The following is a 14,394-nucleotide window of genomic DNA, read 5'->3' on the forward strand; positions in this document are numbered from 1 at the left end:
TCACCATGTAACGATCTCGATCTCCCGGGGCGAGCCGTACTGTCTCAGCAACGCATCCAGCCGTTTCACGAGAATGTCACTATGTTGGGAGATTAACTGCTTCGACATGGCGTCACTGGTATCGAAGCGAAGCCTCAAATCGAAATGCGAAAGCGTGAGGTGCAGGGTGCAGCCGGGCATCAGGGCGGGGTCGATCGGCACCTGGAGGTGCCAATGGCCGCGCGAGAGCACGGAGGGATCGGAACAGAAATCCGCGACGCGGCCGAGCAGGAATTCGGCCAGGTGGGCGAACTGCACCTGCTCCTGGCTCAGCGGCGCCGGGCCCGCGCTCGCGCCGGCCGCCTCGACCCGGTCCGCCGTGGGGGCCTCGGCTTTTTGCCTGCTGCCGCCGGCGCCCGCCGCGCCGACGGCGGAAACGGAACGGCGGCGCGCGGCGCGGACGTCGTCGGCCGTGGTCGACGCGTTGTCGGGTTGGGCGTCGTCGTCCGGCTGAACGTCGGTCTGCTGCGCGCCGGCAGCGTCGTCGGCCCATTCGGCGGCCAGCTCGGCGACCCGCTCGTCGGGCGCCTCGTCTTCGTTCTGGGGCGCGCTGTCCGCGAGAGGGTCGAGCGCGGGCGCTTCTTCTTCCTGGTCTTCGATCCAGGCGGTCTCGTCGTCGGTCGCGTCCGTGCGGCGGCGCTTCACGAGCGCCGCGTACTGGCTGCCGAGCCGGTCGCGGCGGGCGGCGGGCGCGGGCTGGTGATGGTCCTCATGGGCCGGCTGCGTCGGCGCGGCGACGCGAACCTGGATCGAGGTCGTATGGCTCATGTTCGCGTCTCCTCACAGGGTTAGAACGACAGTTCGCCGATCGGCTGGAGTTCGACCTGCTCGCCGAGCTCCTGGTACGAGTACACGGGCAGCCAGTGGATGCGCGCCTCGACCATGCGCCGCACGTAGCGGCGGATGTCCATCGACGCGACCGCGGCCACGCCCTCGCGCGGCACCGCGCCGACGAGCTCGGTGACGCGTTCCACGAGGTAGGCCATCTCGTCGGGCGGCAGGGCGAGGAAGTTGCCCGTCGGCGTCTGCTTGATGGACTGGCGGATGCGCTGCTCGACGTCGCGGTCGAGCAGCACCGCCGAGAGCCGCTGCGAGCCGCCCGTGGCCCGGTGCGCGATGAAGCGCGACAGGTCGCAGCGCACGTACTCGGTCAGCATCAGCATGTCCTTTTCCTTCGGCCCCCAGACGATCAGGCTTTCCATGATGCTGCGGGCATTGCGGATCGAGATGCTTTCCTCGAGCAGCCGGCGCAGCACGTCGGCGATCCGCTGCAGCGGCAGCGCCTTCTGGACTTCGGCGACGAGACCCGGATAGTCGGTGCCGAGCTGGTCGAGAATCCACTGCGTTTCCTGGATGCCGAGGAACAGGTGCGCGTGCCGGCGCAGGAGCGCGATCGTTTCGCGGGCGACGATCTCTTCGGTCGCGGTGGCCTGCGCGCCGGCCGCCGCCTTGTCCGCGTCTTCGCCGTCCCTGGCCGCTTCGCCGCCGGCTGCCGCGATGCCCGTGCCCGCGTACGGCACGTCGTAGATCAGGATTTCGTAGTCGCCCGTCACCGGCTCGGCGCTGCTCCACATCGCGATGCCGGGGAACGGCAGGCCGATTTCCGCCTGCAGCTTCGCGCGCTCGGCGTCGAACGCGCGGTCCAGTTTCTCCACGTCGAGCTTCGCGACGAGCTCGGCGGCCAGCCGCACGCCGACGGGGCTCGAGAACTGCGGCGTGCGCGGCAGGATCGACGGCGCGTCGCCCTTGGCGCCCGCGCGCTGCAGCGAGCTCACCTTCTTGCCGCTCGCCTGGTCGTCCTTCGCGCGCTGGTTGCGGCTGAGCCGGTAGCCGACGAAGCCGAGCGTGCCGGAGAGCAGCACGAAGAGCGGCGCCGGGAAGCCCGGCACGGCCGCGAAGCCGAGCAGCAGCAGGCTCGCGCAGTAGAGCGCGCGCGCGTTGCCGCCGAGCTGGCGGCTGATCTCGTCGCCGAGCGAGCGCTTTTCGTCGTGGTCGTTATCCTCGGCCACGCGCGTGATCAGGACGCCGGCGGCGACCGAGATGAGCAGTGACGGGATTTGCGAGACCATCGCGTCGCCGACTGAGAGGATCGAGAAGCGGTTCGCCGCGTCGCCCGCCGACATGCCGTGGTAGGCAATGCCGACCGCGATCCCGGCGACGATGTTGACGAGCGTGATGATGAGGCCCGCGATCGCGTCGCCCTTGACGAACTTCATCGCGCCGTCCATGCCGCCGTGCAACTGGCTTTCGAGCGCGAGCTTGGAGCGCTTCCGGCGCGCTTCCTCGGGCGTGATGATGTTCGCGCGCAGGTCGGCGTCGATGCTCATCTGCTTGCCGGGCAGCGCGTCGAGCGTGAAGCGGGCGCCCACTTCGGCCACGCGCTCCGAGCCTTTCGCGATCACGATGAACTGGACCGTCGCGATGATGACGAACACGACGAGGCCGACGACGAGGTTGCCGCCCACGACGAGCTCGCCGAAGCTCTCGATGATGTGGCCGGCGTCGGCGTGCAGCAGGATCGACTTGGTCGAGGCGATGTTCAGCGAGAGCCGGTAGAGCGTCGTGAACAGCAGCAGCGACGGAAACGCCGAGAGCGCGGAAATGTCGCTGATGTAGAGCGTCACCATCAGCAGCGTGACGCTGATGCAGATGTTGATGGCCAGCAGGCCGTCGATCAGCTCCGGCGGCAGCGGCAGGATCATCAGGGAGACGATTGCGACGATCAGTGCCGCGATGCCGACTTCGCCGCTGGCGGGCAGGCGGAGGGTTTTCATCATGATGCAAGCTCCTCGGGGGCGCGCCGCGCGCCCACGCTGTCGACCCAGCGCAGGATGGCGGCGACGACTTCAAACAACTCTTCGGGAATCGCTTCGTCCTCGGGCACGTTGTGCAGCGCGCGGGCCACCGGCGGATTGGCGACGATCGGCACGCCCATGTCGAAGGCGAGGCGGCGCAGCATCAGGGCCTCGTCGTCCACGCCTTTCGCGAGGACGACGGGCAGCGGGAATTCATCGGGCTTGTAGCGCACCGCCACCGCGTAGTGGGTCGGATTGACGACCAGCATGTTCGCGCGCGCGAGCCGGGCCTTGGCCGGCTGCTCCATGGCGAACTGGCGCGCGAGCCGGCGCCGCTCGCCCTTCACCATCGGGTCGCCGTCCTGGTCCTTGCGTTCGCGCTTGACCTCGTCCTTCGTCATCCGGTTCTGCCGGATGAACATCCAGGCCTGGAGCCGGTAGTCCACCGCGGCGATCACGAGGTAGATGCCCACGGCGACCGTGAGCTGCTTGAGGAAGACCGACCAGAGCATGGCCGAGAGCAGCGGCAGCGGCTGGTAGAGCGAGCTCGCGACGAGCGGCAGCAGCCACTCGATCGTCTTCCACATGACGGCGAACAGGACGGCCGCCTTGACGATCATCTTCACGAGTTCGAGCAGCGACTTCATCGAGAAGATGCGCTTGATTCCGTTGCCCGGGTTCACCGCGTCGAATTTCGGGTTGATCGCCTTCATCGAGAGTTTCAGGCCGGTCTGCGGCGCGAGCGCGACGAGCGCGGCCACCACGCCGAGGATCGAGACCGGCAGCATGACGCCGAGCGCGGCGCGGCCCATTTTCCCGGCCGTCGCGAGCAGCGCCTGGACCGAATGGTCGTCCGAGGAGACGAAGTCGAGCGCGTCGATCACGTCGGCCCGCATCGTGTCGGCCAGGTAGTGCCCGCCGGCGTAGAGGGCGAGCAGCATCGCCGCAAGGCAGGCGAACTCCACCATGTCGGTGCTTTTCGCTACCTGGCCTTCTTCGCGCACCTTCTCCAGTTTTTTGGAGGTGGGCTCTTCGGTTTTTTCCTCGGCCATGCCGTGCCTCGCCAGACGTGAGCCCCGGACACGATTGCCGGAGCGGTTCCTATGCAAGATACCGGCCGTTTGCGCTCCCGTACCGCGCGGATGCGAAGGCGCACGGGAAAAAGCGAAGCGCGGGCGGGGCCGGCCGGGTCGTCCGGCGACCGGGGGTTCGGCGCCCGGCCGCCGGCCTCGCAAACGCTTCGCAAAAACGCGTCTGACTTCGCGTTTGGGGGGAGTCCGGCCGGTCGCGTTTGATAACTTGACGATCAAAGACGGTTTCAACTCCATCACTTCGTGAGGAAATTGACATGACGGACCTGCAAAAAACCTATCAGGCCTGCCCCAAGGAGGTTGTCGACGGCCTGGTCGAGATCGTTAGCGTGGCGCTGAGGGCCCGGTCCCCGGTCGGCCACGCCATCGATCCGGATCTCGTCGAGCAACTGGTCGAGGCGCTGCACGCGCTGCGTCCGCACTGCGCCGAGCTCGGTTTCTTCGACGCGCTCCTGCAAGTTGCGCGAAAAAACTGGCGCGATGCGATCGACATGTTCCGCGGGCTCATCGCGCGGTCGGTCTATGTGGCGCAAAGCCGGAGCATGCTGGTTTACTGCATGAACCACTGCGGCGATTCGGAGTGGCGCTTCGAGGCGGACGCCCTGCTCCAGGAAGGCGCGCCCGAAAGCGCCACGACGATCGTCCAGTCGCTGATCGCCCGCGCGGACCTCGCGCAGGCCGTCGATCTGCTGCGCAGCACCGGGGCGTTCGCGATGCCCGAGTCGGTGTACGCCGCGCAGGCCATGGCAGACGGGCAGGCGTTGTCGGCGAGGCCGGCGAAGCCCGCGAGCGCGCCGGTCAGTACGGCGTCCATGCTGATGCGATACGGGTTGCGCATCTGACAGGCGCCCGCAGGGGGCGCGAACAGGCCATTGGAGCGCTGTGCGGCCCCAAACGGAGAGTGAAATGACTTTAGCCGTTTCGTCGATACAACTGCCGGCATCGTTGCCGGAACTCGGCAGCAACCCGACCCAGGCGACGCAGCAGCTTGCCGACAAGTTTCAGGCGCTCGTCGAGCACGGTACGCCGCATCGTCCGGAACCGGCGTCGTCGCCGGCGGAAACGATCGTTTCCCATGCGATCCGCGCGCAGAACGTCGAGCTGGAGCAGATGCCGAACGACATGCTCTATCTGATGCAGCATTCCCAGTCGATGTCGGCGCAGCAGCTCACCAACGCGTCGCTCGAAGTCATGTTCGAAATGACGAGCATGACCACCGATATGCAGGTGAAAATGGCCGTCGTCTCGTCCTCGAAGAACGCCGTTCAAACCCTCATGAAGAACCAGTGACATGAACCCGCTAACGTTTTTCCGGAACCGGCGTACTTCGCTCGTGCGTCTCGTGGTCGGCCTCGCCTGCTGCGTGCTGCTCGCCTCCTGCCACAAGGAGCTTTACAGCAAGCTGACCGAGCAGGACTGCAACGAGATGGTCGTCGCGCTGCTCGAAGAGGGCGTCGACGCGCAGAAGGTCACGCCGGACGACGGCAAGACCTGGTCGGTCATGGTGGACAGCGGCCAGATGGTGCGCGCGATGCAGGTGCTCAACGCGCGCGGCCTGCCGGAAACCAAGTACGAGGATCTCGGCGACCTGTTCAAGAAGGACGGGCTCGTCTCCACGCCGACGGAAGAGCGCGTGCGCTTCGTCTACGGCATCTCGCAGGAACTGTCCGACACGCTTTCGAAGATCGACGGCGTCGTGGTGGCCCGCGTGCACATCGTGCTGCCGAACAACGACCCGCTCGCGCAGAACACCACGCCGTCCTCCGCGTCGGTCTTCATCAAGTACCGCCCGAACGCCGATCTCGAGGCGCTCACGCCCGAGATCAAGAACCTCGTCGTGCATAGCGTCGAGGGGCTCACCTACGACCAGGTCAGCGTGACCTCGGTGCCGGCCGACCCGACCGAGCTGCCGCCGCCGATCGCCCAGCCGGCCGTGAGCGGCGTGGTCTGGGTCGGCGTCTGGGCGGCGCTCGCGGCGTTCCTCGTCGCAGGCGGCGCGCTCTTCATCATGCTGCGTCGCAGCTCGGCGAACCTCGGCGGCTTCGGCGCGCTCTTCGAGAGCTTCGCGAAGCTGGCGCGGCGCGGCAAGCCCGCCGTGTAAGCGGCGGCGATGACGGCGGATCACGAGGAACGCACGATGAACGCCCCCGAGCGCGCTATCCAGGTCCATGCCGGGGCGGCACGTGTCGCGGCGGCCCTCGTCCAGTACCAGGCCAATCGCCGCGCGCTGTTCGACTGGCTTCACCCGGACTGGTTCGACGCCGCGCCGTCGCTGCGCGCGCTGTCCGGCATGCCGCCCGGCCGCGCGGCGGACTGCGCGGAGGCGCTGCTCGCGGTTCTGGGCCAGCCCCCGGCGCCGCTCGACACGTTCGACGACGTCGCGCTCGAGCTCGCGACGCTGCCGATGGCCGGCATGCTGTGGGTGCTGCGGCTGCGCGTCTTGTGGGAGCGGCGCGCCGAACTGCGCCGCTGGATCGACCGGAGCCGGCGCGAACAGCTCGCCGCGTGGATTGGGCCCTCGGCGGCAAACGTTTTACGCGGCCTGCCGCAGGAGGCGCTCGGCGCCCCGACAGGGATGCAAGCGCTGCCGGAACTCGGCACAATGTCGGCCGAGGCGCTGGCCTTTAGCGGTTATTGTCTGTTCGAGCGCGATCGCGCCTGGCCGGCCCACGGGCCCCTCGCGCTCGCGCGCCTCGCGCTGCCCGCCGACGCGGCCGTGCCGGCATGGATCGCCGCCGGCGGTCCGCCGGCCGCGCGCAACGAAAGTACGGCGTTGCTCGCGCAACTGCCCAACCTGCTTGTGGAGCCCTCATGGTGATCTGGCTGCGTAATGCTCCTGTTGCTCCCGGTTCCGCCGACGGCGCGCCGCTGCGCGACGTCGGGCTGGAGGACGGCGACGTGCTGCGCCGCGAGGACTACGCGACGGCCGTCGGGATCGACGAGGCCTACGACGAGGCGAGCCGCCAGTGCGGCGAGGCGCTCGAGCAAGCGCGGCGCGAGGCCGAGGCCATCGTCACGCAGGCGCGGGAAACGGCCGCCGCGCTGCGTGCCGCCGCGCAGGAGGAATACGAAGGCGCGGCCGCGCGCGGCTACGAGGACGGCGAGCAGCGCGCCGTCGCCGACTGGCAGCAGCGCTGCGCGCAGCTCGCCGCGGACCAGCGCACGCTCCAGTTGAAGATGCGCAGGCGTCTGGCCGAACTCGTCATGGCCGCGGTCGAGCAGATCGTCGGGGCGGGCGATCCGGCTGCGCTGTTCGCGCAGGCCGTCCCGGCGGTCGAGCGAATAATCGAGGGCAGCAGCGGCCTGACCGTGCGGGTCCATCCCGCCGAGCACGCGGCGGCGTCGCGGGAATTCGGCCGCTGCGCGGCGGAGTGGCTCGAGCGCGGCCGGCCCGTGCGGCTTGCCGTCGTGGCCGACAAGTCGGTGGCGCGCGGCACCTGCCTGTGCGAATCGGATCTCGGGACGCTCGACGCGAGCCTCGCCACCCAGCTCGCCGCGATGCGCGTGGCCGTGGACCGGGCGATGGGGCGCATGGACGAGGTCTGGATGACCGGGGGCGACGGGCAAGCCGGCGACGGTGGCGAATCCGACGGGTTCGAGCCGCGCGACGCGTCGCCGGACGCGTTCGACGGGGACGCCGACGAAGCGGCCGCCGGGCTCGACGGATACGACGACGAAGCCGGCGACGAAGCCGATGAAGGCGGCGAGTACGCGTTCGCCGGACACGAAGAACGCGAGCGGCTCGACGGCGAGCCGGACGAAGACGGAGCGGCTGAATCCGGCGCGTCTGCCGGGTTCGCCGGCCGCTGCGACGGCGAGATCGGCGAACCCGACGAACCCGGTGAGGCGGGGCCGGACGACGGCCGGCGGACGGCGCCGGGTGCGGCCGGGTTGGCCGACGCGGCGGCGCCCATGGCGAACGACCTGTTCCCGCAGGAATTGCACGAGGCCCGCTCATGAGCACCGCCATGGAAACGGACGACGGCCTCGATTTCGGCCCGGATCTCGACAGCGCCGGCACCTGGCGCGATCTCTCCAGCTTCTCGAACGCGCTCGAAAGCGAGCTGCGCACGGCGCCGCGCGTGACGGTGCGCGGCAAGGTGCAGGAAGTGATCGGCACGCTCATCCGGGCCGCCGGGCTCGACGCGCAGCTCGGCGAGCTCTGCGAGTTGCGCACGCCCGAGGGCCGGCTGCTGCAATACGCCGAAGTCGTGGGCTTCTCGCGCGAGTTCGCGCTGCTCTCGCCGTTCGGCCAGATGACGAACCTCTCGCGCAACACCCAGGTGATCGGGCTGCAGCGGCCGCTGTCGGTGAAGGTCGGCGACGGACTGCTCGGGCGCGTCATCGACAGCCTCGGCGAGCCGATCGACGGCCTCGGGCCGATCGACTGCGACGTCTACCGGCCGATTTTCGCGGACCCGCCCAACCCGATGAGCCGCCCGCTGCTCGACACGCCGATGCTGACCGGCGTGCGCGTCGTCGACGGCATGATGACGCTCGGCGAGGGCCAGCGCATGGGCATCTTCGCGCCGGCCGGGGTCGGCAAAAGTACGCTGATGGGCATGTTCGCGCGCGGCGCGCAGTGCGACATCAACGTGATCGCGCTGATCGGCGAGCGCGGGCGCGAAGTGCGCGAATTCGTCGAGCAGATTCTCGGGCCGGAGGGCATGGCGCGCTCGGTCGTCGTCTGCGCGACCTCGGACCGCTCGGCGATCGAGCGCGCCAAGGCGGCCTACGTGGCGACCTCGGTCGCCGAATACTTCCGCGATCGCGGCCAGCGCGTGCTGCTGATGATGGATTCGCTCACGCGCTTCGCGCGCGCGCAGCGCGAGATCGGCCTCGCGATGGGCGAGCCGCCGACGCGGCGCGGCTTTCCGCCGTCGATCTTCGCCGAGCTGCCGCGCCTGCTCGAGCGCACCGGGCTCTCGGAGCACGGCTCGATCACGGCGCTCTACACCGTGCTCGCCGAGGACGAATCGTCGGGCGACCCGGTCGCCGAGGAAGTGCGCGGCATTCTGGACGGCCACATGATCCTCTCGCGCGAGATCGCCGCGCAGAACCGCTATCCGGCCATCGACGTGCTCGCGAGCCTCTCGCGCGTGATGCCGCAGGTCACGTCGCGCGAGCACGTGGACATGGCGGGCCATCTGCGCCGCCTGCTCGCGCGGCACAAGGAGATCGAGGTGCTGCTGCAGGTGGGCGAATACCAGCCGGGCAGCGACCCGCTCGCCGACGAGGCGATCCGCAAGATCGACGCCATCCGCGCGTTTCTCGGCCAGCGCACCGACGCGTTCGTCGACGGCAACGAGACGCTCGCGCAGATGCAGGCCATCGTGAATTCGTAAGGAACCGCAGCCGATGAAAGACCGGAGTCTGGAAGCGTTCGGAGTGGTGCTCGCGCGGCGCAGGCGGCTCGACCGCAAGCTGAACGAGTCGCTCTCGGCCCTCAATGCCGAAGAGGCCGGGCTCGAGGAGCAGGAGACGGCGCGCCGCGCGGAACTTGCAGCGCAGACGGCGAAGCTCGAGGCGCAGGACGCGCGCATCGCCGCGATGCGCACGGGCGACGTGCCGTTCTCGGTGCGCGAGTTCAACGAATGCCGGCGCTACCGCGACGTGCTCGGCGAGCGCTGCGGCGCGTTCGAGGCGCAATGGCGGCAGGCGCGCGACGCGCTGGCCGCCAAGCAGGACGAAGTCGCGAAAATGCGCAAGGCCATTCTGGCCAACCAGTCGCGCATCGAGGTCTACGACGGGCGCGTCGTCATGCTGCGCCGGCTTGCCGAGCAGCGGGCCGACGAAGCGCAGGACGAGGAAGCGGGGGAAAGCCGCCGGCGCGGCGGCGCGCGACTGTTCGGCGCTGGCGAGAGCCAGCGGAGCCTGCGGTGAATGCGCTTTACTCGGGGCTGCCGAATCTCAACCAGATCGTCGTTCAGTACCTGACGCTGCTCGGCCTGTGCAGCATCCGCCTGCTCGTCGTGATGATCGTCTTTCCGCCGACCTCGGACAGCGTCATACAGGGCACGACGATCCGCAACGGTCTCGCGGCGATCTGGAGCTCGGTCGTCGCCTACGGCCAGCAGGCCGTCATGCCCGAAATGCACGGCATGTTTCTCGTCGAGGTGGGCCTGAAGGAGGCCCTGATCGGGCTCGTGATCGGCTATGCGGCGTCGGCCGTGTTCTGGGCGGCCGAGAGCGCGGGCACCTACATCGACGACCTGACGGGCTACAACAACGTCCAGATGACGAACCCGACCGACGGCCAGCAGGCCACCCTCACCTCGACGCTGCTCAGCCAGTTCGCCATCGCCGCGTTCTGGCTGCTCGGCGGCATGACGTTCCTGCTCGGCACGATCTACGACTCCTACCGCTGGTGGCCGCTCGACAGCATGACGCCCGTGCCGTCCGTCGTGATCGAGTCGTTCGTGCTGCACCAGTCCGACTCGCTGATGCAGACGGTGGCCAAGCTTGCCGCGCCCGTGATGATGGCGCTGCTGCTCGTCGACATCGGCTTCGGGCTGGCCGCGAAGGTCTCGCAGAAGCTCGACGTGACGACGCTGAGCCGGCCGGTGAAGGGCATGATGACCGTGTTCATGCTGGCGCTGCTCGTCGGCGTGTTCGTCGACCAGGTGCGCGACCAGTTGGCGCTCACGGGGCTGTCGGCCGAGGCGAGGGCGATGGCGCCCGGCACGGCGAAGTCCGGGCAGACGAAGTGAAATTCGAGCAGACGCTCTAAACGCAACCGTAACAGAACTTCTCTTTTTCGCTCATTCGTTCGCCTCGTTGTGCTGGGGTCCTGGCGGCACTCGATAGACTGGTCTGACTGATTTCCCATTAACCTTAAAACAAGACAGGGCGGTGAAAATGATGACGAGTTCGCACGACGACGCTTTCGGCCGGTTCAATCTGCTCGACGGGCTGTTGCGCGACGGAGCGTTGTGTCTCGGCTTCTCGGAGCGGGACGCGGAGCGCTCGGTCGCCGAGCGCTCGGTGGAAGTGGCCGGAGTCAACGTGTCGGTGATCCCGCTGCGCGATGCCGACGAATTCTCCGAGAACGACGTCGTGCTCGCCGCTCCGCTGCCCGGCGTCGACGCGCACTCGCAGCACGCGATCGAGTTCCTGTTCGAAATCAATCTCGCCAACGCGCTGGCCGGCGGCGGCGCGTTCGGCCGCGACGCGCAGGGGCAGATCCTGCTGCTCAAGGCGATGCGCACCGAGCAGCTCGACGGCGTGACGCTCGCGGCGCATCTGCAATGGATGGCGGCGCTCGTCGCCTCGGTGCGCGAGGAGCTGGGGCGGCTGCATTGATTTCGCGCTGAAGGCCTGCGCCGCGCCCCGGGGAGTCGTCGGGCGGGCGGTTCGGCAGGGGGGCTGGGAACGGGGCGTCGGGTGGTTTTTCCTGCGCCTCGGCACGGGTTTCATGGCCGCCGCGGCGGCCTTCGCCATGCTTATTCGACGATTGATTGCGTCCCAAGTTTGCCGACCTTCCTGGTCGGCTTTTTTTCGTCCGCGTCGACGACGGACGAGCGTAATGGGCGTACGCGCTGGCCGGATCGGACGGATTGCTGCGGCAGGGGAAAGGTCGGGAGGCGAAGGAAAGTCGCCGCAGCCCGGCTCTCCTCCCGAGAAGCGAACCGGCGCTGGGCGGTACGACGTCGCGACGGGGGGGGGGACGGGGCGGATGCCCCGTATCCGTTAGACCGCGGCTTCAGGCGACGGTGATCCCGATCGGCTGGGCGCCCATCGTGGCGTCGGGACGATCGAATTCGATCGGCGCGCCGCCCGTTTTCAGCACGGGGATTTTGTTTTTGGTCGGCTCGTTTTTGGCGTCGTCCGCGACGGCTTGGGCGGGGTGCTTCTCGTCGGCCTTCGCCTCGTGTTTTTCGGCCGTCTGCTGCGGCTCTTCGCTTTCCTTGCCCTCGGCCTCGGCGGTTTTCCCGGGCGCGCTGCCGTCGACGCGTTCCGTTTGCGGCTTCTGCTCGCCGCCGACGGCGGCTGTGTGCTCTTCGACCGGTTCCGCCCCGGGTTCCGGGGCGGCCGGCACGGTTGCCTGCGACGGCTGGTTGAACGGATCGACCGGATTCTGCTGCCACGGCTGCATGCCGCCGGCCGCCATGGTCGACAGTTGTTGCGACATCTGGTTGTTCGCGAGATCCATGATTTCGCCGATGTGCGCCGAAGAATTGTTGCCGCCCGGGTGACCGGCGATGGCATTGCCGATGGCTTCCAGGAGCTCGAAGTGCGCCTTCATGAGGATGGCCTGAATTTTCTGCGTGAACATCTGCGACTGCAGCTTCATCTGGGCGCTGGTGGCGAGAGCCGGGGTGAGCAGCGCAGGCGCCTGATTTGCGTACGCGGGGGCGGCCGGTTGTCCAGCATGTCCAGCGTGTCCGGCATGCCAGGGCTGGCCGGATGCGTCCGGCCCGGGCGTTTCGTCCGGTCTTTCCGGCGCGGCAGCATGAGCGGCAGCCGGTCGCGCCGGAGATTGCTGTGCTTCGTGGGGTTCGTGCGATTCGTGTGCTTCGGCGGCTGCCGTCTGCGACTCGTCCTCGGGCATGGCGGGCATGGCGGGCACGGCGTGCATGGGCATGGGCGGCTGCATGTGCTGGAGCGGCACGGGCGGCAGACCTTCCGCGTCGGGCACGAGCGAACTCATCAGGTGTGAGCGCATCTGGTTGAACGCCTTGTTGACCTTCCCCAGGAGGCCGAAGCCGCCCGAGGTCGAATGGCCGCCGAGCGCATGGACGACGGACTGGTGCATCTCGTCGAACCGCTGCATCGTGCTCGACTTGACGTTGTTCGCCCAATGATGGAATGCGGTCTGTCCGACGGCCATCGGATGGATTTCGGCCTCGGAGGGCTGGAGCGCGGCGGCGGTCAGGCGCTTGCCGATCTCCTTGTTGGCTTCGCGTCCGAGCAGCGAGTTGGGATGATTCATCGCGAGTTCCCTGAGCGTCGAACCGGAAAGTTGGTGCACGGTCTGGCGCACGGTGCCTCGCAGCGGATTGCTCAAGTCGGACAGATTGGCTGTCAGCCGTGCGATGCGCCCCGGTTTGGACGGCTGTTTGGCATTGTCGGAATTGGGAATGCTGGACCAGCCGCCGGACGGATGCGCCGCGGCCTGTTGCCAGGACTGGAGTTTGCCCAGTTGCGACGGGCCGGACGACATTGGGGTCGCCTGCGGGCGCGGGCGTGGCTGCTGCGCCTCGTCGGCGCCGCCGGTGTGTGTCGTCTGCGCATCGGTTTCGACCGGGCGGCTGGACAGTCCGGACAAATGGTTGGTCGTGGACATCGCGAATCTCCGTGTATCGGTTCGTGCGCTTCGGCCGGAAACGGCGGACGGCCGAAGCGTCAGTCAGGACGCAACGCCTGGGCTCCGACGGCCGCGGGGAGCGTGGCGGGATCGACGCAGGCTTTCATCCGGAGCATATCGGGCGGGGCGCGCACCCGGCTCGACCATGCGAATTCGGCGCGCGGAAAACGAAGAGACGGCGCGAAGGCGCGGCGCAGAGATCGCGCGAGGGCGGGAGCGGGACGGCCTCGAAGCGGCTGGGCGGACGGAGGCCCAACCGCCGGCCGGTTCGGCGCGAAAGGGTAGTCAAAACGGGGCGGTCAGTAATAGACGCTGATGGTCCGGCCGGCGGCGACCGGCGTTTTGTATTCGGACGTGCCGCTGGCATTGCAGTAGCTGGGCGTCCAGGGATTGGGGAAGCCGGTGGTGTTGTCGGCGGTCAGGTAGGTGGCGTAGCCCGTCTGGACGGAGACGGTATAGACGCCCGCCGGCTCGGCCAGGTTGAGCGTGTTGTTGATGACGGTCGAATCGTGGACCAGCGTCGGCGACTGCGAGGTGACGCTGGGATAGCTCAGGTACGACGGCTCGCTGACCGCGCCGTTCGCGATGACGACGTACTGGATCACCTGGGCTTCGTTGTCCGGCTGCGCCGCGCCGTTCGCTTCGCACACGCCGTCGGCCAGTGCCGCCCACGAGGAAACCGCGATGACGCCCGGCTTGGTGAGCGTGACATTGTAGTCGTCGTAGTAGGTCGTCGTGCCGCCGACGCCGGCGGCCGGCACGATATCGGCCCCGTTCGCCAACTGGCATGCGCCGAGCGGGTAGTCGCCTACGCTGCCTTCGTCCTGGCTGGACGGCAGGACCACCTGGCAGTCGGTCGCGTCGTTCAGCCCGGCCGGCTCGATTTCCGATTGCGTCTGCCACGTCCCGTTCTGGCAGGACAGCACCTGCCCGCTGGAATCGGTCGCCACCAGCGTTTCGCTGGCCGAATCCGCCGTGCACGCGGCGCCCACCGTCTGGTTGTTGCCGAGATCGATCCTGCCGTATTGGTCGACGGCGAGGGCCTGCCAGGTGCCGCCGGTCCAGACGAAGGCGCGGCCCGTGTCCATCGTGACGGCCACGTCGCCGGCTTCGGGCGGGGGCGTGGACGAGGGACTGGGGAGATCGGCGTAGGTGTCGACGG

At 68.5% G+C, this 14,394-nt stretch carries 13 protein-coding genes and 1 pseudogene; 9 read left to right on the forward strand and 5 right to left on the reverse strand.

Going from position 1 to position 14,394, the window contains the following annotated elements:
- The 3 genes from sctP to sctU are packed head-to-tail and all read right to left on the reverse strand — an operon-like array spanning window position 1 to window position 3,886.
- Complete coding sequence (sctP, locus tag CY652_RS21840) at window positions 1-807, reverse strand: type III secretion system protein SctP (RefSeq protein ID WP_102132810.1); 807 nt, start codon at window positions 805-807, stop codon at window positions 1-3.
- 20 nt (window positions 808-827) lie between these two features.
- A complete protein-coding gene (locus CY652_RS21845; protein WP_102132811.1) occupies window positions 828-2,816 on the reverse strand; it encodes an FHIPEP family type III secretion protein in 1,989 nt (662 codons plus the stop codon).
- Window positions 2,813-3,886 (reverse strand): type III secretion system export apparatus subunit SctU, encoded by a 1,074-nt coding sequence (gene sctU, locus CY652_RS21850; RefSeq protein WP_102132812.1) that lies wholly within the window; start codon window positions 3,884-3,886, stop codon window positions 2,813-2,815. The genes CY652_RS21845 and sctU overlap by 4 nt, the downstream gene beginning before the upstream one ends.
- A gap of 296 nt (window positions 3,887-4,182) precedes the next feature.
- Here sctU and CY652_RS21855 point away from each other — a divergent pair, with 296 nt between their 5' ends.
- The 9 genes from CY652_RS21855 to CY652_RS21895 all read left to right on the forward strand — a co-directional run bounded on the left by CY652_RS21855 (window position 4,183) and on the right by CY652_RS21895 (window position 11,227).
- On the forward strand, window positions 4,183-4,767 hold the full coding sequence (locus CY652_RS21855; RefSeq protein WP_102132813.1) for an HrpB1 family type III secretion system apparatus protein: 585 nt from the start codon (window positions 4,183-4,185) through the stop codon (window positions 4,765-4,767).
- Window positions 4,768-4,831: 64 nt separating this feature from the next.
- On the forward strand, window positions 4,832-5,215 hold the full coding sequence (locus CY652_RS21860) for a serine kinase (protein ID WP_102132814.1): 384 nt from the start codon (window positions 4,832-4,834) through the stop codon (window positions 5,213-5,215).
- Window position 5,216: 1 nt separating this feature from the next.
- Window positions 5,217-6,026 carry a type III secretion system inner membrane ring lipoprotein SctJ gene (gene sctJ / locus CY652_RS21865; protein WP_102132815.1) on the forward strand — a complete coding sequence of 270 codons (810 nt, stop codon included), beginning with the start codon at window positions 5,217-5,219 and terminating at the stop codon, window positions 6,024-6,026.
- A 36-nt stretch (window positions 6,027-6,062) separates the two neighbouring features.
- Entirely contained in the window at window positions 6,063-6,743 is a 681-nt protein-coding gene (locus tag CY652_RS21870; RefSeq protein ID WP_180970723.1) for a type III secretion protein HrpB4, read from the forward strand.
- Entirely contained in the window at window positions 6,737-7,885 is a 1,149-nt protein-coding gene (gene sctL, locus CY652_RS21875) for a type III secretion system stator protein SctL (protein WP_180970724.1), read from the forward strand. Before CY652_RS21870 ends, sctL begins: the two co-directional genes overlap by 7 nt.
- Window positions 7,886-7,893: 8 nt before the next feature.
- Complete coding sequence (gene sctN / locus CY652_RS21880) at window positions 7,894-9,270, forward strand: type III secretion system ATPase SctN (RefSeq protein ID WP_180970726.1); 1,377 nt, start codon at window positions 7,894-7,896, stop codon at window positions 9,268-9,270.
- 13 nt (window positions 9,271-9,283) lie between these two features.
- A complete protein-coding gene (locus CY652_RS21885) occupies window positions 9,284-9,808 on the forward strand; it encodes a type III secretion system protein (RefSeq protein ID WP_102132819.1) in 525 nt (174 codons plus the stop codon).
- Entirely contained in the window at window positions 9,805-10,635 is an 831-nt protein-coding gene (gene sctT, locus CY652_RS21890; RefSeq protein ID WP_102132820.1) for a type III secretion system export apparatus subunit SctT, read from the forward strand. Before CY652_RS21885 ends, sctT begins: the two co-directional genes overlap by 4 nt.
- Window positions 10,636-10,783: 148 nt before the next feature.
- Window positions 10,784-11,227 carry a CesT family type III secretion system chaperone gene (locus CY652_RS21895; protein WP_102132821.1) on the forward strand — a complete coding sequence of 148 codons (444 nt, stop codon included), beginning with the start codon at window positions 10,784-10,786 and terminating at the stop codon, window positions 11,225-11,227.
- Window positions 11,228-11,627: 400 nt separating this feature from the next.
- Here the strand turns inward: CY652_RS21895 and CY652_RS21900 are convergent, their stop codons facing one another.
- Together CY652_RS21900 and CY652_RS24620 are read right to left on the reverse strand one after the other, a co-directional pair.
- On the reverse strand, window positions 11,628-13,211 hold the full coding sequence (locus CY652_RS21900) for a hypothetical protein (protein WP_102132822.1): 1,584 nt from the start codon (window positions 13,209-13,211) through the stop codon (window positions 11,628-11,630).
- A 320-nt stretch (window positions 13,212-13,531) separates the two neighbouring features.
- A pseudogene (locus CY652_RS24620) lies at window positions 13,532-14,394 on the reverse strand (shufflon system plasmid conjugative transfer pilus tip adhesin PilV); the annotation flags it as partial.

The sequence above is a fragment of the Burkholderia sp. WAC0059 genome (genome assembly GCF_002870125.1).
In the GTDB taxonomy this organism is placed as follows: domain Bacteria; phylum Pseudomonadota; class Gammaproteobacteria; order Burkholderiales; family Burkholderiaceae; genus Paraburkholderia.